Annotated in this window: 20 protein-coding genes; 12 read left to right on the top strand and 8 right to left on the bottom strand. The window is 43.4% G+C overall.

Features of this window, described 5'->3' with window-relative positions; translation table 11 throughout:
• From DET59_RS11740 to DET59_RS11725, 4 genes are read left to right on the top strand one after another with little or no spacing between them, the layout of a single operon-like run.
• Positions 1-1,158: a glucose-1-phosphate adenylyltransferase gene (locus DET59_RS11740; RefSeq protein WP_113969869.1), complete on the top strand. Its 1,158-nt coding sequence runs from the start codon at positions 1-3 to the stop codon at positions 1,156-1,158.
• A 40-nt stretch (positions 1,159-1,198) separates the two neighbouring features.
• Positions 1,199-2,227, top strand: a complete 1,029-nt coding sequence (locus tag DET59_RS11735; RefSeq protein ID WP_113969868.1) for a GlgC family sugar phosphate nucleotidyltransferase — start codon at positions 1,199-1,201, stop codon at positions 2,225-2,227.
• The gene (glgA, locus tag DET59_RS11730) at positions 2,224-3,669 is read left to right on the top strand and encodes a glycogen synthase GlgA (protein WP_113969867.1); all 1,446 of its coding nucleotides are present in this window, start codon (positions 2,224-2,226) and stop codon (positions 3,667-3,669) included. The genes DET59_RS11735 and glgA overlap by 4 nt, the downstream gene beginning before the upstream one ends.
• Positions 3,659-6,064, top strand: a complete 2,406-nt coding sequence (locus DET59_RS11725; protein ID WP_113969866.1) for a glycogen/starch/alpha-glucan phosphorylase — start codon at positions 3,659-3,661, stop codon at positions 6,062-6,064. Before glgA ends, DET59_RS11725 begins: the two co-directional genes overlap by 11 nt.
• A 37-nt stretch (positions 6,065-6,101) precedes the next feature.
• Here DET59_RS11725 and DET59_RS11720 read toward each other — a convergent pair whose 3' ends face one another.
• Together DET59_RS11720 and DET59_RS11715 are read right to left on the bottom strand one after the other, a co-directional pair.
• Positions 6,102-6,857, bottom strand: a complete 756-nt coding sequence (locus DET59_RS11720; protein ID WP_113969865.1) for a TraR/DksA C4-type zinc finger protein — start codon at positions 6,855-6,857, stop codon at positions 6,102-6,104.
• A 122-nt stretch (positions 6,858-6,979) separates the two neighbouring features.
• Positions 6,980-7,903 carry a 1,4-dihydroxy-2-naphthoate polyprenyltransferase gene (locus DET59_RS11715; protein WP_113969864.1) on the bottom strand — a complete coding sequence of 308 codons (924 nt, stop codon included), beginning with the start codon at positions 7,901-7,903 and terminating at the stop codon, positions 6,980-6,982.
• Positions 7,904-8,206: 303 nt separating this feature from the next.
• Between DET59_RS11715 and DET59_RS11710 the strand changes: the two genes are divergently transcribed.
• The 7 genes from DET59_RS11710 (at position 8,207) to DET59_RS11680 (ending at position 16,121) form a co-directional block, all read left to right on the top strand.
• Entirely contained in the window at positions 8,207-9,616 is a 1,410-nt protein-coding gene (locus tag DET59_RS11710; protein ID WP_258549654.1) for an isochorismate synthase, read from the top strand.
• Positions 9,609-11,351 carry a 2-succinyl-5-enolpyruvyl-6-hydroxy-3-cyclohexene-1-carboxylic-acid synthase gene (gene menD, locus DET59_RS11705; RefSeq protein WP_113969863.1) on the top strand — a complete coding sequence of 581 codons (1,743 nt, stop codon included), beginning with the start codon at positions 9,609-9,611 and terminating at the stop codon, positions 11,349-11,351. Before DET59_RS11710 ends, menD begins: the two co-directional genes overlap by 8 nt.
• Complete coding sequence (gene menH / locus DET59_RS11700) at positions 11,348-12,157, top strand: 2-succinyl-6-hydroxy-2,4-cyclohexadiene-1-carboxylate synthase (RefSeq protein WP_113969862.1); 810 nt, start codon at positions 11,348-11,350, stop codon at positions 12,155-12,157. The genes menD and menH overlap by 4 nt, the downstream gene beginning before the upstream one ends.
• A 15-nt stretch (positions 12,158-12,172) precedes the next feature.
• Entirely contained in the window at positions 12,173-12,991 is an 819-nt protein-coding gene (gene menB / locus DET59_RS11695; protein WP_044340358.1) for a 1,4-dihydroxy-2-naphthoyl-CoA synthase, read from the top strand.
• Between the two features lie 96 nt (positions 12,992-13,087).
• The gene (locus DET59_RS11690) at positions 13,088-14,578 is read left to right on the top strand and encodes an o-succinylbenzoate--CoA ligase (RefSeq protein WP_113969861.1); all 1,491 of its coding nucleotides are present in this window, start codon (positions 13,088-13,090) and stop codon (positions 14,576-14,578) included.
• On the top strand, positions 14,568-15,674 hold the full coding sequence (gene menC / locus DET59_RS11685) for an o-succinylbenzoate synthase (protein ID WP_181778132.1): 1,107 nt from the start codon (positions 14,568-14,570) through the stop codon (positions 15,672-15,674). The genes DET59_RS11690 and menC overlap by 11 nt, the downstream gene beginning before the upstream one ends.
• A gap of 75 nt (positions 15,675-15,749) precedes the next feature.
• Positions 15,750-16,121, top strand: a complete 372-nt coding sequence (locus DET59_RS11680) for a VOC family protein (protein ID WP_113969859.1) — start codon at positions 15,750-15,752, stop codon at positions 16,119-16,121.
• Positions 16,122-16,180: 59 nt separating this feature from the next.
• On the opposite strand, the gene DET59_RS11675 is transcribed toward DET59_RS11680, so the two are convergent.
• The 5 genes from DET59_RS11675 to yidD all read right to left on the bottom strand — a co-directional run bounded on the left by DET59_RS11675 (position 16,181) and on the right by yidD (position 21,654).
• Complete coding sequence (locus DET59_RS11675) at positions 16,181-16,903, bottom strand: 3-ketoacyl-ACP reductase (RefSeq protein ID WP_113969858.1); 723 nt, start codon at positions 16,901-16,903, stop codon at positions 16,181-16,183.
• Positions 16,904-17,010: 107 nt separating this feature from the next.
• Complete coding sequence (locus DET59_RS11670) at positions 17,011-18,042, bottom strand: cytochrome d ubiquinol oxidase subunit II (protein WP_113969857.1); 1,032 nt, start codon at positions 18,040-18,042, stop codon at positions 17,011-17,013.
• A gap of 24 nt (positions 18,043-18,066) precedes the next feature.
• Complete coding sequence (locus DET59_RS11665) at positions 18,067-19,425, bottom strand: cytochrome ubiquinol oxidase subunit I (protein WP_113969856.1); 1,359 nt, start codon at positions 19,423-19,425, stop codon at positions 18,067-18,069.
• Between the two features lie 864 nt (positions 19,426-20,289).
• Entirely contained in the window at positions 20,290-21,252 is a 963-nt protein-coding gene (locus DET59_RS11660) for a metal ABC transporter substrate-binding protein (RefSeq protein WP_258549653.1), read from the bottom strand.
• Between the two features lie 156 nt (positions 21,253-21,408).
• On the bottom strand, positions 21,409-21,654 hold the full coding sequence (yidD, locus tag DET59_RS11655) for a membrane protein insertion efficiency factor YidD (RefSeq protein WP_220154062.1): 246 nt from the start codon (positions 21,652-21,654) through the stop codon (positions 21,409-21,411).
• 697 nt (positions 21,655-22,351) lie between these two features.
• Here yidD and DET59_RS11650 point away from each other — a divergent pair.
• Positions 22,352-22,825, top strand: coding sequence for an S-ribosylhomocysteine lyase (locus DET59_RS11650; protein ID WP_113969854.1), 474 nt, complete (start codon positions 22,352-22,354; stop codon positions 22,823-22,825).
• Between the two features lie 48 nt (positions 22,826-22,873).
• On the opposite strand, the gene ytzI is transcribed toward DET59_RS11650, so the two are convergent.
• Positions 22,874-23,047, bottom strand: a complete 174-nt coding sequence (ytzI, locus tag DET59_RS11645) for a YtzI protein (RefSeq protein ID WP_113969853.1) — start codon at positions 23,045-23,047, stop codon at positions 22,874-22,876.
• Positions 23,048-23,196: the final 149 nt, after the last annotated feature.

The following is a 23,196-nucleotide window of genomic DNA, read 5'->3' as shown; positions in this document are numbered from 1 at the left end:
ATGGGAAAAGGTAGATGTGTAGCGATGTTATTAGCAGGTGGAAAAGGGAGCCGGTTAAGCTCATTGACAAAGAGCCTGGCAAAACCAGCCGTACCTTTTGGAGGGAAATACCGCATTATTGATTTCACATTGAGCAATTGTACGAACTCCGGGATTGATACGGTGGGTGTCCTTACTCAGTACCAACCATTAGTATTGAATTCTTATATCGGGATTGGAAGTGCATGGGATCTTGATCGTAAAAATGGTGGAGTGACCGTACTGCCGCCTTATGCGGAATCATCCGAGATGCGCTGGTATACGGGAACGGCCAGCGCGATCTATCAAAATATGAACTATCTTGAGCAATATGATCCTGAATATGTATTGATTCTATCGGGAGATCACATTTATAAGATGGATTACAGCAAAATGCTGGATTATCACATTGAGAAGAAAGCAGACGTTTCGATTTCTGTCATTGAAGTAGGCTGGGATGAGGCAAGCAGGTTCGGTCTTATGAACACAAATGAGGAAATGAGAATCACAGAGTTCGAGGAAAAACCGGCTTTTCCTAAGAGTAATCTAGCTTCGATGGGTATCTATATTTTCAATTATTCAGTGCTTAAGGATTACTTGGAGATGGATGAGCGTAATCCCGATTCCAGCCATGACTTTGGGAAGGATGTTATCCCTTTGCTGCTTGATGAGAAGAAAAAGCTGATGGCTTATCCGTTTAAAGGGTACTGGAAAGATGTCGGAACGGTTAAGAGCCTATGGGAAGCCAATATGGACTTGATTGATGAGGAAAATGAGCTGAATCTGTTCGATCACGACTGGAGAGTGTATTCGGTTAATCCAAATGAGCCGCCTCAATATATTTCTGAAGAAGCCTCTGTGGAGGGATCTCTTGTGAACGAAGGATGTACGATTGAAGGTACCATCCGCAAATCCGTCTTGTTTCAAGGAACCACAGTGAAAAAGGGAGCGCATGTCAGTCGCTCAGTCATTATGCCGGATGCTGTCATTGGGGAAAACGCCTATATCGAGCAGGCGATCGTGCCGTCGAATGTCAAGGTTCCGAGCGGCCTATGCATCATGCCGGAAGAAGGATCGGATGAAATCATTTTGGTTACGGAATCATTCATTGAAACACTACTGGAACAAGAAAAAGTGTAAGGGTTGAAAACCACATTACAACATAAGAGGAGGAAGTGTTTTGAAAAATACTATGCTTGGAGTTATTGATGCTACTAGTTACTATGATTCGTTAGAGGATTTACTGTTACATCGTTCATTAGCGGCCCTTCCGATTGCGGGCAGATATCGCCTGATCGACTTTGTACTTTCCAATATGGTGAATTCGGATATTGGTTCCGTTGCGATCTTCCCTAAGTTTCAATACCGTTCCCTTATGGATCATCTTGGATCGGGGAAGAACTGGGATCTGAACCGAAAGCGTGATGGGTTGTTTTTCTTCCCGGCACCAGGCCTGGAAGCAAGTGAAGAGGGTGTGGGGTCATTTAATCACTTCGCTCATCACCTGGACTATTTTAAGCGAAGTACACAGGAGTACGCATTGATCAGCAATTGCTTTACGTTATGTAATATTGACTACCAACCGGTCCTTGAACGCCATATGCGAATCGGCTGTGATATAACTGAAATGCGTCATAACGGAAACTCTATAGACATGTACTTGGTGAAAACGAATACACTCATTGATTTGATCCAGAAACGACGTGAAACAGGCTATACATGTATGCAGGATGTCGTGGAGGATATGGATAGCGGTTTCAAGGTGTGCGGCTATGAGCATGATGGATTTGTTCAAACGATTGATTGTATTGAAGAATACTATGATGCCAGCATGAAGCTGATGAACTTATCTTATTGGAAAGAGCTGTTCAAGAAAGATATGCCAATTTATACAAAGGTGAAGGATGAGCCGCCTACACGCTACACATCGGCTGCAAGTGTAAAGAATAGCATCATCGCTAATGGGTGCTTCATTGAAGGCCAAGTGAAGAATTCTACGATGTTCAGAGCGGTGAAGGTTGGAAAAAATACAACGATTTCAAGCAGCATCATTATGCAGAAGAGCCAAATTGGAGATAACTGTGTACTAGAGAATGTGATCTTGGATAAAGATGTGAAAATTGAGGATGGCGTAAAGCTTATCGGAGATCCAAACAACCCAATAGTCATTCGCAAAGGGATGATTCAAGGAGCGCTGATGAATTCGTGAAAGTGTTATTTGTAGTATCCGAGTGTGTCCCTTTCATTAAATCTGGAGGCTTAGCGGACGTTGCAGGCGCCCTGCCTAAGGAGTTAAGGAGTTTAGGGACGGATGTCAGGGTGATTCTGCCTAAATACGGTGGAATCCCTCAGGAGTTTCGTTCGAAAATGAAACGAAAGAAAGAGTTTTTCGTGTCAGTTGGCTGGCGAAATCAGTATTGTGGAATTGAAGAGTACAATGAAAATGGAGTAACGTATTATTTTGTCGACAATGAATACTATTTTAATCGGGATCGTCTATACGGATATTTTGATGACGGGGAGCGATTCGCGTATTTTACAAGAGCCGTATTGGAAAGTATCGCTGTCCTCGATTTTTACCCTGATGTGATTCACTGTCATGACTGGCACACAGGCATGGTTCCGTTCTTGTTGAGAAGCGAGTATCAGGAGAGACCCGGCTATTCCTTTATCCGTAGCGTGTTCACCATTCATAATCTGCAATTTCAAGGGATTTATCCTAAACAGGTGATGACTGACTTGTTAGACATCCCTGAGAAGTATTTTCATCATGAATACCTCGAGTTTTATGGAAACATCAATTTCATGAAAGGGGCGCTCATTTCTTCGGATTTTGTCACAACTGTGAGTCCTACATATAAAGAAGAAATCCTCACGCCTTACTATGGAGAAAAGCTTCATAATATCCTGGGTCAACGATACAACCAATTATTGGGTATCCTCAATGGGATCGACGATGAAGTGTACAATCCGGATGAGGGAGAGTTTCCTTATTTCAGCGGCAACCTTCATGGGAAGAAGCAGGCAAAGCGTCATCTGCAAAAAAGCCTCGGGCTCGAGGAGAATGAAGGAATTCCTCTTGTATCCATCATTTCAAGGTTAACGAATCAAAAAGGGCTTGAGCTGGTCAGGGGAGTCTTTCATGAAATGATCCAGGAAAATGTTCAGTTTGTCCTGTTGGGAACAGGGGATTGGGAGTTTGAACAGTTCTTCAGGGAGATGGAATGGACGTATCCGGATAAGGTCAGAGTGCAAATCGGATTTAATGAGGAACTGGCAAAACAGATCTATTCTGCCAGTGATTTGTTCCTGATGCCTTCTAAGTTCGAACCGTGCGGACTGGGTCAATTAATCGCCATGAGATATGGAGCCCTTCCGCTTGTCCGGGAAACAGGCGGATTGAACGATACGGTTGAATCCTATAATGAAGAAACGAAGACAGGGAACGGTTTTTCGTTTAAGAACTTTAATGCTCACGATATGCTCTACACCTATCGAAGAGCTCTATCGTATTTCTACGAAGATCCGGAAACATGGAATCATATTGTACGAACCGCAATGAATAAAGATTATAGTTGGGCTCAATCGGCCTTTAAGTATAATCAACTATATGCTGACCTGGTATCAAGGAGTGAAAGCCATGTTTTCTGATCCGATTGAATTTAAAGAAATGTTTCTGAAGAAGCTTGAAATGATGTATGGAAAGACGTTTCCTGAATCCACCAGTCAGGATCAGTTTTTTACATTAGGTCATCTTATACGGGAATACATCTCGATGAACTGGATTCATACGAATGAGCAGTACCGGTTCAGTAAACAAAAGCAGGTGTATTACTTATCGATTGAATTTCTCCTTGGACGCCTGCTTCGTCAGAACCTGATGAATTTAGGAATCTACGATATTGTGGATAAGGGATTGAAGGATCTGGGAATAGACCTTGCTGAAATGGAAGAGGTTGAGCACGATGCGGGACTCGGAAACGGTGGTCTGGGTCGCTTGGCTGCATGTTTCCTGGACTCCTTGGCTTCCCTTAATTTACCTGGTCATGGCTATGGGATCCGTTACAAGCATGGATTGTTTGAACAAAAGATTGTCAACGGTTTTCAGATGGAGCTTCCGGAGCAGTGGCTGCGTCATGGACATGTATGGGAAGTTCGAAAGTCAGATCTTACCGTCGAAGTACCTTTCTGGGGTAAGGTGGAATCTTATACGGATAATGATGTACTGAAGTTTCGACATGTGGATGCAGAAGTTGTAGCGGCCGTTCCTTATGATATGCCTGTGGTAGGATTTGAGACGTCGACGGTCAATACTCTTCGTTTATGGAGTGCTGAGCCCGCTGCCTATAAAGCCGGGAAAGATATGATGAAATACAAGCGTGATACGGAAGCGATCACCGAATTTCTTTATCCCGACGATACCCATGAAGAAGGGAAAATTCTGCGACTGAAACAGCAATATTTCTTGGTATCGGCAAGCATCCGTTCTATCCTTGATTCCTACCTGTATCGGAATGGGGATCTGAAGGAGCTTCATGAAAACATTTCAATCCATATCAATGATACTCATCCGGTTCTCGCGATTCCAGAACTGATGAGGGTCCTTCTTGATGAGTATTCCTTTGAATGGGAAGAAGCGTGGGAAATCACGACGAATACATTTGCCTATACGAACCATACGACTCTTTCAGAAGCATTGGAGAGATGGCCGATCCGTATTTTCCAACCCCTGCTGCCACGCATCCATATGATCGTGAATGAAATCAATGAGCGATTCTGTCAGGAATTGTGGAAGGAGTATCCTGGTGATTGGAAGCGGATAGAGGATATGGCGATCATCTCCCATGATGAAGTGAAAATGGCTCATCTGGCGATCGTAGGAAGCTTTAGTGTGAATGGAGTGGCAAAGATTCATACTGAAATCTTAAAGCTAAGAGAAATGAACTTATTCTATCAATATTATCCTGATAAATTTAATAGTAAGACGAATGGCATTACACATAGAAGATGGCTATTGAATAGCAACCCTTCACTGTCGAATCTGATATCGTCTTCCATCGGGGATGGATGGATTAAAGATCCCGGTAAGTTAGCGGACTTGAAAGACTATCATCATGATACGGCGTTTCTTAAGGACCTGTATGATGTAAAACAGGAAAATAAACGGAAGCTTGCAGATCGAATATTTGAAAGTAATGGAATCGTCGTCGATCCTACTTCGATATTTGATATTCAAGTGAAGCGGCTACATGCTTATAAGCGCCAGTTGATGAATGTTTTACACATTCTTCACCTCTATAATCGCTGTGTAGAAGATCCAAGCTTTGATTTTCATCCGCGAACGTTCATTTTTGGAGCAAAAGCATCCCCGGGTTACTACTATGCGAAGAAAATCATTAAGTTGATTCACTCTGTAGCGGATCTGGTGAATGACCACCCACTTGTAAAAGGGAGAATTAAAGTCGTCTTCCTGGAAAATTACCGGGTATCATTAGCGGAAGAAATCATTCCCGCAGCTGATTTGTCTGAACAGATTTCAACAGCCAGCAAAGAAGCTTCCGGTACAGGAAATATGAAGTTCATGATGAACGGAGCCTTGACCATCGGAACATTGGACGGGGCGAATATTGAGATTCTTGAGCAAGTAGGAAAAGAGAATATTTTTATTTTTGGTTTAACGGCTGATGAAGTGATGAAATATCAGCATCACGGTGGATATTATGCAATGGAGTATTTTCACTATGATGCCCGCATTAAGAGGGTGTTGAATCAATTGATTGACGATACACTTCCCGATGCAGGTGACCATTTTGAAACCATTTATGATTCCTTACTAACCGAGAACGATCAATTCTTTGTTCTGAGGGATTTCGACTCCTATGTCAGGGCTCATGAACAAGCAGGAAAAGCGTATGAAAATAAAGAGCATTGGTCACGAATGTGCTTGCAGAATATTGCTAACTCCGGCTATTTCTCGAGTGACCGGACGATTGAGCAGTATGCGAAAGACATATGGGGCATTGCACAGGGCAGTTTAATAAAGTAGGAAAAAGCTTGGGGAAACTTTCCCCAAGCTTTTTAAATTATTTCTTCTTCTTTTCGGATATATAACTGTCGCCATCTTTATACGGTATGTCACCCAATGTGGATTCCATATTGTTCTCATCCAGCATATCCTCGTATTCTTCATGGGTTTTCGAAGGATAAGCCTTACGATTGGAGACTTCCATGTCGGTTCCGACAAAGGATTCGAAATCCTCGGTAAATCCTTCTGATGTGTCTTCATCCTGATACAATTCGGAATAGTCTTCAAAATCACCTTCGAAGTCAGAAGGTGTTTCGGATGTACCGAAGCGGCCCACTTCCTGAAAGCTGTCTTGATCATCCCGGACATTTCCCTCGGTTTCGTGCCTGAATTCATTGTCAACAGGCGGCTGCAGTACTTCTTCCTCTACTGGTCTATCCTGGGGTGTCGATTGTTCCGGTGAATGGTCTTTACAATAAAGTGTCGTCGGTATGACTTCCAAACGCTCATAAGGAATTTCCTCACCACATTCCTTACATTGTCCATACGTTCCTTGTTCGATCGCCTGCAGGGCGTTGTGAATTTTATTTAGTTCCAGTTTGGCGTGATCATCTATGGCGAAATCCTTCTCTCTTTCATATAATTCTGTTCCCATGTCGGCAGGATGATTATCGTAAAGGGAGAGTTCACCTGAGTTATCACGTTCATTTGTATGGTGAAGATTATCTAAATCCTGATGTAAATGTTCTTGTAACTGTTTTTCCTGTTGAACCAATTCTTGTTTTAGTGTCTGTTTTTGGCTATCTGTTAGCAATTTCTTCACATCCTTCATTATGTTCGCTTAAATAATGTACTAACCATACTTTATCCGAAAGTGGGGTTGTTAAAACATAAAAAAAAGAGTCGAACCCTTAATGAAAGGTCGACTCATGTTTTTTAAAGCATATATGCAAGTAATAGTCCAATGGATAAAAGGAATCCAAAGATGGTGTTTGTTTGGGCGGTGGCTTTCATGGCGGGCATCATTTCGATTGGATGCGATTTTCCGATGAATCCTGTCGTGGCCTTGACGGCTTTCGGGATACTTAGAAAGGCAACGAATAGCCAAGGGGATGAAACGCCGGCAAGGACCAGCCCGATTATCCAGCCATAGGATACGACAAACATGCCCCCCAACAGGATGATCGCTCCTTTTCTTCCTAAAAGAATGGCGATTGTTTTTCTACCGTTTTCTTTATCCCCGTCGAGGTCGCGGATGTTGTTTGCCAGCAGTATCGCGCCGACCAAAATGGAAACGGGAACGGATAATAGGATGCTGTCCCCATTGATATATCCGGTTTGAATGTAAAACGATATGAGAATGATCACAAGTCCCATAAAGAACCCTGCGACGATCTCTCCAAATGGCGTGTAAGCAATTGGCATAGGTCCTCCAGTATAAAAGTACCCAGCTGCCATGCACACTATACCTATGAGTGCCAGCCACCATGTGCTATTAAGACAGATATAAATTCCTAATAAAAGGGCAATTCCGTACAATGAAAAGGCCAGGTTTATGACCGTGGAGGGTTTGACCCCGTTCCGGACGATTGCTCCTCCGATACCGACAGAATGCTCTGTATCAAGGCCACGCTTATAGTCATAATACTCGTTGAACATATTGGTAGCAGCCTGGATAAGCAAACATGCAATAAGCATGGCGGCAAATAATGATACACTTACCGTAGTAAATTGCAGTGCAAGAACGGTGCCTAGTAAAACAGGTACAAATGCTGCTGTTAGAGTGTGTGGCCTTGTAAGCTGCCACCAGATTTTCCACCCTTTATCTGATTCCAAAACATTGGATGCTTGTTGTTCCATCATACTCTCTCCCTTACGCAATAAGGAATTTTCAAAAAACATTACAATTCCTTTACAGATTAAAGTGTAGGTAAAGGAAAGTGGACTGTCAATCATTTTCTAAAATATCCGTGAAGGTGCTATTTTCCAGTAATTGAGTACTTTTACAACGCTTTTGGTTTCTCAAAAGGGGAAAAAGGGTTTATTATATATAATAAGGATAAAAATTGTATCATGTCTTAAACTTCGTTGACACACCTTGAAGACAGGTGTATCTTAAAATAAGTTTGAATATCGTACGTGATTTTGTTTGGGGGAATTCAATTGGTTACCATTCATAAAACCAAAATTGAAAAAGCATATGATACAGCCAAAATGAAGGCTAAACAAATACATCACCCCGTCCTTCTCAGCATAGTGGAGGAAGTAGATGCAGTGGATCCTCTTTCTTTTTATTATGGAGGAAGCTCTTTTAGCGGAGAGCGTTTTTTATGGAAGGACCGTGATCATACCATCTCGCTGGTAGGGCTTGGAGCAGCTCATATCATGTCTGCAAATGATATAAATGACCGATTTTTTACGGTTGAGAAAGAGTGGAAGCGCTTAATTGAAGAGTCAGTGATTGTGACCGGGGAAGAATGGACAGGCACAGGACCTTTGTTGTTCGGGGGCTTTAGCTTTGATCCGCTTAATGACAGCGGAGAAGAGTGGGAGCAATTCTCGAACGGTACGTTTCAATTACCGAAGTTTATGCTGACAAAGCCGGGGAAAACCAATTATTTAACGATGAATTTCATTTGTCACCCGGAAGAGTCGGAAGAAAGATTATTCCATGACCTTATCAGGGTCAAAGAAAAGCTTCTTGAAAACGCGGGGATGCCCATTATACCTGAACAGCCCCGATGGCTGCAAAATAGGGATATGAAGCCTCAAAAATGGAAGGATTCTGTTCAGAATGTGGTGAATCGTTTAAAACAGGGTGAGATGGATAAGGTAGTACTTGCCAGAAAATGTGAAGTGGCATTTGAAACGAAAGTGTCATCTGACTTTGTATTGGATAATTTGTGGAAGCAGCAGCCGGATAGCTTTGTTTTCAGTTTTGAAAGGAAAGAAAGCTGTTTTATTGGAGCCACACCTGAACGACTTGTCAAGAAAACAGGAGATAATGTTCTTTCCACCTGTTTAGCAGGATCCATCGCACGCGGGGATACGCTGGAAAACGATGAGAAACTGGGAACGGAGCTCCTCCTGGATGAGAAGAACCGTTACGAGCATCAGCTTGTCGTTGAGAGCATCCATGAGGCTCTTGCACCTTACTGTGAGTCGTTGACGATTCCATCATCGCCTCAATTGATGAAGCTGAAAGATATTCAGCATTTATATACACCTGTCACCGGGCAGGCTTCTGAACATACATCCCTTTTGGAATTGGTGGGTAAATTACACCCGACTCCTGCATTAGGTGGAGTTCCGAGGGATAAAGCATTGCACGTCATCAGGGAAGAGGAAGAGATGGACCGCGGATTATATGCAGGTCCCGTAGGCTGGATCGATGCCTATGGAAATGGTGAGTATGCCGTTGCCCTTCGCTCGGGTCTCCTTCAGGGGGATAAGGCCTATTTATATGCAGGGTGTGGAATTGTGGCAGATTCCGAACCTGAAAGTGAATTTAAAGAAACACAAATGAAATTTCGACCGATGCTAAGGGCATTAGGGGGAAACGTACATGATTGATGAACATCAGCAGAAGCTAACTCATTATTTAGCCGCGTTTATTGAAGAATTAGTTGGAAATGGAGTAGACGAAGTAGTCATTAGCCCTGGCTCCCGTTCTACTCCTTTGGCGTTGTTATTCGCCCATCACTCAGGGGTGAACACGTACATCAATGTAGATGAACGCTCTGCTGCTTTCTTTGCTCTAGGGGTTGCGAAGGCAAAGAATAAGCCGGTCGCGATCCTCTGTACATCCGGAACGGCAGCAGCCAATTATTATCCAGCGATTATTGAAGCACGCTACGCGAAAGTGCCACTGATCGTGCTGACGGCCGATCGTCCCCATGAGCTGCGTGAGGTAGGTGCCCCGCAAGCGATTGATCAGCTCGATCTATATGGAAAACATGTAAAATGGACAGTGGATATGGCACTGCCGGAAAATAGTCCGTCCATGCTTGAATATGCAAGATCTTCAGCATCCAGAGGAATAGGACTTTCTTTAGGAGAACCGAAAGGACCCGTTCACTTTAACTTTCCATTTAGAGAACCGTTAATTCCTGATCTAAAGAACGTTTCTTATTCAACAGGTTCACAGGTGAAAAGGGTCCTTCACGGAGAAAGGAGCCTGTCCGCCTCCGTCTCACAGGAGCTGCAGGGGATTCTCGGAAATAATGAGAGAGGTCTGATTATTTGCGGACCGGGACTGAATAGTGATTCGATTGACTCCATCATTTCTTTTAGTGAGCAATTCGGCTTTCCAATCGTAGCGGATCCCCTCTCCCAAATGAGGAGTGGTTCTCATTCGAAGGCACATATAATCGATACCTATGATACGTTCCTGAAGATTGATGAAGTGAAGGAGAGCCTGCATCCTGAAATCGTGATTCGTTTCGGAGCCATGCCTGTTTCAAAGCCTCTCATGTTGTTTCTGAAAAGTCTTTCGGACATTCCATACTGGATCGTGAGTCCGGGGGAAGAGTGGCAGGATCCCATTTCCAAAGGAACGGAATACATCTATTGTGATGAGGGCCTATTCTGCCAAAGCATGATCAATGAAGCAAGTCGCGATGGTTCTGATAAATGGATCAATCACTGGAAGAATGTGAATCATTCCACAAAGGAACTGCTTCTAAAAGGTCATCAGTTGTGGGATGAAGGTATGGCAGTAAGTGGACTTGTTCAACACCTGCCTGAAAAGTCGAATGTATTTGTCAGCAACAGCATGCCGATTCGGGACATCGATACGTTTTTCTTTAGTAATATCCGGTCCATCGGTATCCATGCCAATCGGGGAGCGAACGGAATTGATGGCGTGGTGTCGACCGCACTTGGAATGAGCACCTGCTCAGATTCCATGTATCTTCTGATTGGGGATCTTGCTTTCTTCCACGATCTAAACGGCCTCCTCGTTGGGAAAAAATATAAGCTGAATATGACCATAGTGGTCCTGAATAATAATGGTGGGGGAATCTTTTCCTACCTTCCGCAAGCGAGTGAAGGTGAATACTTTGAAGATCTGTTCGGCACGCCGATGGATCTGGATTTTTCTCATGCTGCCAGGCTTTACGAAGCCGGTTATTTCCGAGTGGAATCAGAAGAAGAATTTCATCGAGCTGTATCGGAAGCACAGCACAGAAATGGCTTAAAAATCATTGAAGTCATGACGAACCGTGAAGAAAATGTAGCAAATCATCGCAATTTGTGGAATTTTGTTTCCCGGGAAATGGTGAAGAAATTTAAGGGTGATGTTCATTGATCCTTCAAGTGAATGATATCCGCTATTTTGTAGAAGTTAAAGGAGAAGGAGAGCCTTTGGTTTTTCTTCATGGTTTTACAGGGGATACGACGACATGGTCACGGATTACTGATCGTTTATCTACTAGGTATAGGTGCATTAGCATTGATTTGATTGGTCATGGTCGTACAGAATCCCCTGAAGATCCATCAAGGTATACAATGGATCATGTATCGAATGATCTTAATTCCATTATGTCTGCACTTGAAGCAGACCAGGCAATCTTGATCGGCTATTCCATGGGAGGTCGGACGGCCCTTCACTTCACCATGAGCTATCCTCAAAAGGTGAAGAGTTTGATTCTTGAAAGTGCCTCTCCCGGATTGAAAACGGGTGAAGAAAGAGGGGAACGGCGGAAAAAAGATCATGCGTTAGCCGACAGGATCATGAGTGAAGGAATGGAAGCCTTTGTCGACTTTTGGGAAGAGATCCCCTTGTTTGCTACTCAAAAAAGACTTACTGATGAAGAGCGTGCCGAGATTCGGAAGCAGCGCCTGGGTCAGTCCCCTTTGGGCTTATCCAATAGCTTGAAAGGAATGGGAACAGGGGCTCAAACCTCATGGTGGGACAAGCTTGGTGAGCTATCTCTTCCAGTCCATTTACTTGTTGGTGAGCTGGATCATAAGTTTGTTCATATTGCGGAAGAAATGAAAAAACTCAATCCGGACTTTCAAATCATGACAATTTCCAACACAGGTCATGCAATTCATGTGGAAGAACCGCGAAAGTTTGGTACAATAATAGAGGAACTACTGTTAACTACATAAAGGAGGAACAAACCAATGGCTTTTGAATGGGTTTCAGAAAGAAACTACGAAGATATTTTGTACGAAACATACAATGGGATCGCAAAAATCACGATCAATCGACCAGAAGTTCGCAACGCATTTCGTCCTAAAACGGTAATGGAATTAATCGATGCATTTGCCTATGCACGTGACGATTCCAAAGTCGGTGTCATCGTTTTAACAGGTGCTGGAGAAAAGGCATTCTGTTCAGGTGGAGACCAAAGAGTACGAGGACATGGCGGATACGTCGGGGAAGATGAAATTCCGCGACTGAATGTATTGGACTTACAGCGCCTGATCCGAGTGATCCCTAAGCCGGTCATCGCAATGGTAGCAGGTTATGCCATCGGAGGAGGACATGTCCTTCATGTCGTATGTGATATTACGATTGCTGCTGACAATGCAATCTTTGGACAAACGGGTCCTAAGGTAGGTAGCTTTGATGCCGGATACGGTGCAGGATATCTTGCACGCATCGTCGGTCACAAGAAAGCAAAGGAAATCTGGTACCTGTGCCGTCAGTATAACGCACAAGAAGCGCTTGAAATGGGTCTTGTCAATACAGTCGTTCCATATGAGCAGCTTGAAGCGGAAACGGTTCAGTGGGCATCAGAAATGCTTGAGAAAAGTCCGACTGCCCTTCGTTTCTTAAAAGCTTCATTCAACGCAGATACAGATGGATTGGCGGGTCTGCAACAACTTGCAGGAGACGCTACACTTCTATACTACACAACGGAAGAAGCCAAGGAAGGCCGCGACGCATTTAAAGAAAAGCGTAAACCGGACTTTGGACAATTCCCTCGTTTCCCTTGATCTAAGGTGGCCTGATGAATCTTTATGGATTCGTCGGGCTTTTTTTAAATGAAGTATTGAAAGAGTACACATAAGAAAGGAATGGAGAATGACAGGATGACAACACAGCAATTGCCTAACTGGCTAAAACAAAGAGCGTTCTTAACCCCTGATCGGATGGCAATAAGCAATGGTGATGTGGAATATACCTTCGGAGAGCTCTGGGAAAAAGCCATTCACATCGGTGAGCAGCTTCATACCATAGTGCAATCTTCTGCACATCCTTTTGTGGGACTCATGATTAAAAATAAAGTGGAATCTGTGTTGGTCGTTCATGCCATTCAACAGCTCGGATTCACGACTGTACTATTAAATAACAAATTAAGTTCGAAGGAATTATCTTTTCAAATACAGGATATGGAGTTATCGACGGTCATTTATGACGATGAGTTTGAGGGGAAGCTGTCTTTTTTAGGGGAACACGTGGATGGGATCTCATTCTCTCAATTGCTGCAAACAGTCCCTACAAGCTTTAAAGTAAAGGATTATTTTCAGTTAGACCAAGCATGCTCGGTTATGTACACATCGGGAACGACCGGAGCTCCCAAAGGAGTTCTTCAATCATATGGAAACCATTGGTGGAGTGCGATTGGATCTTCTTTGAACCTGGGAATAAGTGAAAATGATGCCTGGCTTTGCTCGGTTCCTCTCTTTCATATAAGCGGATATTCGATCCTTATGAGAAGTGTGATTTATGGAATGAAGGTACGACTGTTTGAAACCTTCGACGTCGAGACCATCAATCAGGAGCTTGAAAGTGGAAGAGTCACGATCATGTCGGTTGTAAGCAATATGCTGCAGCGTATGATGAAAGATGCTGGGAACCGAGCGTATCACCCGAATTTCCGCTGTATGCTGTTAGGCGGCGGACCTGCACCACTTCCATTACTTCAAGCTTGTAAAGATAAGGGAGTGCCCGTGTTTCAAACATATGGAATGACGGAAACGGCTTCTCAAATCGTGACGTTATCACCGGAATACAGTATGACGAAGCTGGGTTCAGCAGGGAAACCACTCTTTCCCTCCGAATTAAGAATCAAGAATGAAAAGGGTGCAACACGGGCGAATCAAGAGGGTGAAATCCTGGTGAAAGGCCCGAATGTGACGAACGGATATTACCGGAGAGAGGATGCCAATGCGAAAAGCTTTGACGATGGCTGGTTTCATACTGGGGATATCGGCTATGTAGATGAAGAGGGGTTCTTATTTGTATTGGACCGGCGATCAGACCTCATCATTTCCGGGGGAGAAAATGTGTATCCTGCGGAAATTGAAAGTGTGCTGATGGGCTGTGACGGGGTAGAGGATGCCGGTGTGGTTGGAATTCCGAATGACACATGGGGGCAAATTCCCTGTGCATTTATCGTTAAGAAAGAGCGTCTTACAAAAGAAGAGATCTTGTATTACTGCAGCGCAAATCTGGCATCATATAAGCAGCCGAAAAAAATAATCTTTGTCGATGAGGTACCACGAAATGCCTCGAATAAACTGCTGAGAAGAGTGCTCAGGGATCAGTGGGAAAAAGGACTGTATGCCGATGAAGATTAAATCGATTACGCTTCACATCCTATCGATGCCATTGAAAAAGCCATTTGTGACACACCTGCAAACTGTTGAAAAACGGGAAGGGATCATCGTTGAGGTTCAAGATGCCGATGGGTTGATTGGACTCGGAGAAGGGGTTGCTTTTTCCACACCGTGGTATACAGAAGAAACCGTGAAAACATCCTATCATATGCTTAAGGATGTACTCATTCCTCTCGTATACAGCAACCCATTTCAACACCCTGAAGAAATCGGAAACAGATTCGCAGCCATTCGGGGAAATTCAATGGCGAAGGCTGCACTTGAAATGGCTTTATGGGATCTCTATGCAAGGCAGCAGAACGTCCCTCTCTGGGAGATGCTCGGGGGGACGCGTTCTGAAATTCTTGCCGGTGCAGTCGTAGGTGCCAACTCTTTGAACGAAATGATCCAGCAGGCCGAAGATCTTGTGCAAGAAGGGTATCAACGCATAAAGCTGAAAATCTCTCCTGGAGCGGATGTGGAGCTGGTGAAAGAGTTGAGGGACCATTTTCCTTCGCTTTCTCTTCTGGCAGATGGGAACTCAGCTTATTCCCTTGAAGACAAAAGCCGGCTACAAGCTCTGGACGAGTTTGGTCTTGAGATGATTGAACAGCCTTTGGGAGTTGACGATTTAGTAGAACATTCCCTTTTGCAAAAAGAGTTGTCGACTCCGATTTGTTTGGATGAAAGCATCGTAACCCCCCATGATATGAAGAGTGCCATCTATTTAAATAGCTGCGGAGTTGTCAATATCAAGATTGGCAGAGTCGGAGGGTACACAAGTGCTTTGGAAATCTACCGGTTGTGCCAGGAGAATCACATCAAAGTATGGTGCGGGGGCATGATCGAGTTTGGGGTTTCCCGGGCTCATAATCTGGCCATTGCCACCCTCGAGGGATTCTCGATTCCCGGGGATATTTCTTCCTCCTCGAAATATTGGGAAGAAGATATCATTTCTTCTCCTATCGTCGTGAAAAATGGTGTGACGGAACGTTTGGATGGTCCGGGGATAGGTGTGGAGTTGAATAGAAAACGGTTGAGTGAAGTGACCACGTTTAGAGAAAAGTTTAACGCATAGTTGTCTTTCCCACGTTACTTACTTATACTTGACCTACATGAATATCTGAATGATCAATTTTCAGGAGGAGGAAATATGAAACTAGGTGCATTCTCTGTAAGTTTAAGTGTGAAAGACATTCATAAATCAAAAGCATTTTATGAAAAACTTGGATTTCAAACTTTGGGAGGGGAAATTGCCCAAAATTGGCTTATCATGAAGAATGGAAGTACTGTAATCGGTCTGTTCGAAGGTATGTTCGAAAAGAACCTCCTGACCTTTAATCCAGGCTGGGATCAAAATGCCGAAAATCTCGAATCGTTTACGGACATTCGGGACCTTCAAAAGCAGCTGAAAGAACAAGGGGTAAACATGTTGACTGAAGCAGATGAATCAGGTGATGGCCCTGCAAGTTTCACGATTGAAGATCCTGATGGCAATCCGATTCTTGTGGACCAACACAGATAAACATAAGAAGCAAGAAAAGCTCAGAGCTTAATCTGAGCTTTTCTTGCTTCTTATGTTTATTAAAAAGGGTTCGTCGCCCACTGAAGAGACTGCTTGATAAAGATGCGAGGGTGTAATTTCAGCTGAGAAACCATATGTTCCGCTAAATCCTCCGGCTGCATGTATTTCTCTTTGTCCGCTTCATCGAGCTTATCCCCAAAGGTAAGATCCGTTGCCACGAGGCTTGGGTTCAGAGTCATGACACGAATATTATGTGGTCGAACTTCCTGCATCAACGCTTCTGTCATACCTTGAACGGCAAATTTCGAACCACTGTAAGCCGTGCTTTTTGCCGTGCCTTTCAATCCGCTGCTGGAAGAAATATTGATGATGTCTCCGCGGTTTTTCTCGATAAGCTGAGGCAGGACGGCACGCGTCACATGATACGTTCCAAATACGTTGACTTCAAAGGTTTTCTTCCAATCTGCCGGATCGATTTCCAGAAAAGAGCCGTACGTTCCGATACCCGCATTATTGATCAGGATATCGGCTGGTCCGAGTTCCTTTTTCAGTTTCGAAATGGCTTCATCCACTTGCTCCATATCTGAGATATCAGCTACAGCGACACTTGCCCTCACACCCAGAGATTTCGCTTCCCCTGCCACTTGTTCCAGCGTACTTTGTGTACGTGCGATCAACCCGACATGAACTCCTTCACGTGCAAGCTCCAATGCCGTTGCCTTTCCGATTCCCCGGGCAGCACCCGTAATATAAGCGATTTTACCTTTAATCGATTGTGCCACTATGGATCATCCTTTCAAATCTAATTCTACCGTTAGTGTAAGGCCAGGGAAATAGATAAGCAAATGATAAGAAAAATAGCTCCGAGAGTCTCGGAGCTATGGTGCAGTCATTCACTTTTTTGCCTCAAATATCGTTTGTCATTCATAAACAAGCTCCAAAAGTACACAAACCCGGGAAACAGGATGATGAATCCGACGATATAGGTGATGAACACAGCCTTAAACGAGTTGGGATCCGTGAATCCGGACTGGATCGTGACTTCCGGGTAGATGATATAGGGCAGGTGGGCTTTACCGTATACATAGCTTGCCAGAACATATTGAAATGTCACGGCGATGACAGCCACACGGGGCATTCCCTTCATGCCCTCTTTATTGGTGGGTAGAAATAATGCTCCCCCGGCAACCAGGAACCCAATCAAGGAAACCCATAATAATACCTGGTCTTCCATCATTCTTTCATATATCCATGACGCTTCATTTTTCATGGTGAACATAATGAAGAACGCCATAACGACAGAAATTGGACCGATGATCATGGCATCCCGCCGATACACTTTAAAAGCTTCAAATTCCTTGGAAGCTTTGGAGTAGTCAGCAAGAAGTAATGATGAAAGAAACAACGTACTGGCAACGGCAAATCCGAAGAAGGCATATTCATGCGGACTCGTAAACAGCTTCCCCAGAAGAAGCGTTTGTCCGTCTTCAAAATCGATGTAAGGGCCGTGAGAGATGGGAAGTACGCTGATGAGCAGACCTGGAATCAACAAGCCTGTAATCCCTGTTACATAGGTCAATGGCTTTCTGTAATCATCTGCCACGTGAGAGAATACCAGAAATGCACTTCGAAGAGCCAGAAGCAGCAGGATTAAACTTCCCGGGACGAGCAGGACCGTTCCTAATGAATAGGCTGCACCCGGAAACATACTATACACTGCCACTACCAGGGCAACGATGAATGTATTCGTCACCTCCCAGGTTGGAGACAGATACCGGTTGGCGATATTGGTCGCTTTTGTTTTGTCATGATTAATGTAGACCATCGACCAAAAGCCGGCCCCGAAATCCATCGTTGCCATGACGGCATAAATAAAGACAAATCCCCATAGTATCGTGATGGCAATCAATGCTTGTGTCATAACTTCACCTCCAATTCTTGCTGGTTATGTGGATAGAGGAATATCCTTATCATTTCCTTCCGCTTTGTTGATATCTTTTTCAGGCGGATTCCGTTTGAAGTAATACAAAAGAACAAGAACTACTGACACAGCCAAAATCGCATAAACCGAAACGAACAGAACGAACAGAACGGCTAAGTTTCCTGACGTGGTAACCGAGTCCTCTGTACTGAGAATGCGGTAAATCGTCCAAGGCTGCCGGCCCGTACAAGCGAAAATCCATCCGAATTCGATGGCTAAGATCGATAGGGGACCGCCGGCTACAAACGACCACATCAACCATTTAGGGAACCGGTCTTTTTTCAATAATTTGTTCCATACGTAGGCAATGAGAGAAAGTAAAATGAGTAGAGACCCAATCCCCACCATCGCGTTGAATAACGTATGAACGAAGAGAGGCGGCCAATATTCTTTAGGGAAGTCATTTAAGCCGATAACCTCCGTATCGAAGCTGTTTCCAGCAAGGAAACTAAGGGCCCAAGGAATTTCGATACCCCATTTCACTTCCTGTTCCACAGGATCCGTGAACCCACCAATCGCAAGCGGAGCATGGGTTTGCGTCTCGAACAACCCCTCAGCCGCAGCCAGTTTCTCAGGCTGATATTCATGGAGCATTTGAGCCGATTCATGACCATTAATCGCCGTGAAGAAGGAGAAGACGCCCCCGACTAATAAACAAATCATAAGGGATTTTTGATGAAATTTATAAATTCTTGACCCATATGAAGTTCGGAGCATCTTAAATGCAGAGACTGTTGCAATCGTAAACGACCCCACGACATAAGCAGATAAGGCTACATGCCCCGCCGTTACGAAAAAGCTTGGATTAAAGAAGGCTTTCCAAGGATCCACGTTGGTGATTTCTCCGTTCACCATTTCAAAACCGGCAGGTGTCCCTTCAAACGCATGCACATTCGTGATTAATACAGCTGATGCAAGTCCCCCGATGGCGACCAGGACAAGACTCACGATCCTCATCCATGGAGCGATCCGATTCGCCGCATACACATAAATAGACATAAATAACGCTTCCACAAAAAACGCATAGATTTCGATTTGGAACGGCAGTGCCATCACCCGTCCGATAACCTCCATGAATCCAGGCCACAGGAGCGACAATTGAACACCGGCAATCGTCCCTGTCGGAATCCCTACCCCCAGCAGCACGGCAAACGCCTTCGTCCAGCGTTTTGCCATCACGGAATAGTCAAGATCATTCGTCCGCTGATACATAATTTCTGCCACAAGAATCATTAACGGAATACCGACTCCAAGTGTGGCAAAAATGATATGAAAGGCCATTGTAGTACCAAACAAGGAACGAGCAATTACTAATTCATCCATTCTCATGTCTCCCTTACTAGTCTTTAACATTTCCTTATTGTCCACTTAATGGAAAATAATATTCATGATTTTTAGTAGGGGGAGAAAGTTTGATTGGGGATCTAGAATGCTGCAGGGGTATGTCGATTTTTGTAAGTTGATAATATAATAGGCAGAGTCGATAATATATGATTCAAAGTAAATTTAATTGTAATTTGGCTTAGCGGTGTGGAGGATCGAGGATTTATATTCAGGTAAGATGGTGATTTAAAAATAAATGGCTTGATTTCACTATATTGAGCCGTTTTAACCTCTATTTTTGGTAAAAGAGCGCACTCTCACGGACCCAGAGATGAGGAATCAGCATGTTGTGATAAATAAGCGGAGAAATTTCTCTTAATTAGGAAAAAGAATTAAAAATACCTTAAATAGACGGAAAGATTCCGACTATTGACTCGTAAAACGTGTAAATGGGTGATTTTAATTTGCTTAACCGGAAAAACTCCGCCTAAATACCCCGTACCGAGCTCTATTCTGCAAACTAACCGGAAAAACTCCGGTTATTTTAAATATCACTGGTTTATAAGACTTTACATCAACAAATATATAGGGAACTTGAATGTGTTGTGTAGCATTTTCGGCATGACAAAATGTCTACCAAATTGAGGGTAAATTGGTAGGGCTACAACAGCCATTGTACCCCTACCATTTGCGGTGCAATTCCCTATACAAATCCCCATATTAACCCCCCTATAATGGCTTTAAACCAATGAAAAATGCGTATCCATTTAATAGGCAAATGGATACGCATTTCAACTTACATTTTTATTGTTTGCGATAGTTTACGGAACCCGTTATCACCACCAGCTTCTCTCTCAAAATGTTCTATCGTAATGCCTGTTTTAACGTCTCGATGTTCTTCTTCATGAGTGAAAAATAGTCTTCGTCATTGTTTCTGTCTTCTTCGGTAAGGACAGATAGGTTATGGAGGGTCAGGGCTTTTGCACCCAATTCGTTTTGAACGACTTCTGTTAGACGGGAAGAGACGTTTTGTTCAAAGAGGATGTATTGAACGTTGTCTTGTTTCCCTTTTTCTATGATCTTCTTAAGCTCTTGCTGAGAAGGCTCATCAGCCGTATTCAATCCGGCGATGGCTTCCTGGTGCAGTCCGTAGCGTTCTTCCCAATAGTTGTAAGCAGCATGAGAAACGTAGAAGGTTTTCTTCGGCGCATTTTCTGCCATGTCCTTAAATTCAGCGTCCAGCGCATCTAAATCTTTCGTTAATGCAGCGAGGTTCGCCTGGAAATCTTCCTCATGTTCGGGCATTTCTTTTGAAAGGGTATCGGCAATGGTTTTCGCCATTTCTTTAGAGTACACCGGGTCTAACCAAAGATGAGGATCACCGTCATGGTTGTGCTCATCCTCGTGAGATCCTCCATGTTCTTCATGCTCTTCCGCACTTTCTTCACCATGATCTTCTTCATGATTCAATTCAACATGTTCACTGGTCGGTACAACGACTACATCTTCGTTTTCCAGAATCGATTTCGATCCTTCAACGAATCCTTCAAGTCCCATACCGATGTAGAAGAAAACATCTCCATCAGCCATTTTAATCATATCTTTCTGAGAAGGCTCAAACGTATGCTCATCGGCACCTGGAGGATAAATGCTTTCCACATCCACATGTTCCCCGCCGATTTTCTTCGTGAAATCCTCCAATGGATACACGGTGGTGTACACTTTCAATTTATCTTTATTTTTTCCTTCTTCCTGCTCTGAAGAGGCTCCGCAAGCGGATAATACTAAAATCAATAATAAAAGTAAACTCATACGAATATAGTTCAAGAGGAATCCTCCTTAAGGGTAATAGTTTGATAACTGTAATGATTACGATTTAGCACAAAGGTTATTTTACTACCGATATGGGGAATAAGCAAGATATATGGATGAATTTTAAAATTTTTATCCTTTAAAAAAAGAAAGACCATCTCCGGATAGGAGCTAGTCGGAATGATTCGTATTCTTAGAAGGCCATTCTTCAGGCACGTGGTCAATTCCACCAGGATGAAAAGGATGGCATTTCAAAATCCGTTTCACTGTCAACCATCCTCCGCGTAATGCACCGAACCGACTCACTGCCTGCAGACCATAATGGGAACAGGTTGGATAAAACCGGCAAGTGGGAGGCTTGAGGGGAGAGATGACCCGTTGGTACACCTTAAATACAAATAACAATAACCTTTTCATAATTTGTCTCCTGATTGATTTTCTTTTACTATATCAAAACTGTATAGGGGATTAAAATGTTTTTGACTGATTGTTAGTCCAAGTTTCACATGTAATTGCGTCTCAGTTGTTTTTTAACAAAGATCTGCCTAGGTTCTGTCTATTAATATATGCTGGATAGTGTGGGGAACCGCTTCGCTTGCAGCTAGCGTTAGGCCGAGCTTCCTCAGCTCACTTAGCCGAACGGGGTCTCGACACGCCCGTACTTCCGCAGGAGTCTACACAGTTCCCCTCACCATCTTTAAGAGTTTTTTTGTGACAGAGCTACAAGGTGTTAAAAACAAACTAATTAGGAGGCAGAATTCTTCAATAGGACATTGCTCTACTCACCTCAGAAGAAATTGTTTGCTAAAATCTTTTGAGTTTATTTATTTCTATTAAAGATACATGCTTCGAAAGTTGATTGTAGCGGAAGGATGCTCGACTCCTGCGGGAATAGCTGGACAGGTGAGACCCCGGAGGCTTGCCGAGGAGGCTCACCGCCAGCCCCGCGGAAAGCGAGCATCCTGTAGCGGAAATCAACTACTACTACTTTCTTCTCTATAATAGCCATAAACTTATTTAAAAAAAGGTTTTCACCCTAATTCAGATTAAGTTGATGAAATAACTATGAATTTACGTTATACTTATAACTAGAAACTAAATGGGAGTGATTTTAATGCCTTCAGTAGAAAGCTTTGAATTAGATCATAATGCAGTGAAAGCACCTTATGTAAGACATTGCGGTGTCCATAAGGTAGGTAGCGACGGACTTATCAACAAGTTTGATATTCGTTTCTGTCAGCCAAACAAACAAGCGATGAAGCCTGATTCCATTCATACACTTGAGCATTTATTAGCCTTCACCATCCGTAAATACGCAGAGCCATATGCTCATTTCGATATTATTGATATTTCCCCGATGGGATGCCAGACTGGCTACTATCTTGTCGTCAGCGGAGAGCCGAAAGTGGAAGAAATCATCGACCTTTTGAATGATACGATGAAAGAAGCGGTCGAGATAGAAGAAATTCCGGCAGCCAATGAAAAACAATGCGGCCAGGCGAAGCTCCATGATTTAGAAGGAGCAAAGAAATTAATGAAATTCTGGCTTAGCCAAAGCAACGAAGAGCTAAAGCAGGTTTTTGCATAAGAAACATTAAAAAATCCACCGTTCAAATTTAGAACGGTGGATTTTCTTTTATTTGTCTTGCTTTTCCTCTTCTTGCTTCATCTTTTCCAAGTGAGGATTATCTTCAAGTGGATCGACTGTATGTTTAACGGCTGTATATGCTTTGGAAGTCGTAAGGGCACTTACGAATATCACTAAGATACATATAGCAACAGCAATGACCAGGACAAGAGTTACTGACATTATGCAACCCCCTTTTTTTTTCACTATTTTACCATAGATGAATGGGATGGTCGTGGATGAATATCAACATTTTTATGACGTAATTATGCAGGTTTATCTGTTAATGATTAGAAATATTTGGTATCTTCAAAGTTACATATAAATTTTTT

The organism is Rossellomorea aquimaris (assembly GCF_003315075.1).
Classification (GTDB): domain Bacteria; phylum Bacillota; class Bacilli; order Bacillales; family Bacillaceae_B; genus Rossellomorea; species Rossellomorea aquimaris_C.
The sequence above is the reverse complement of the archived record's forward strand: the minus strand, read 5'-3'. Positions and strand labels throughout refer to the sequence as shown.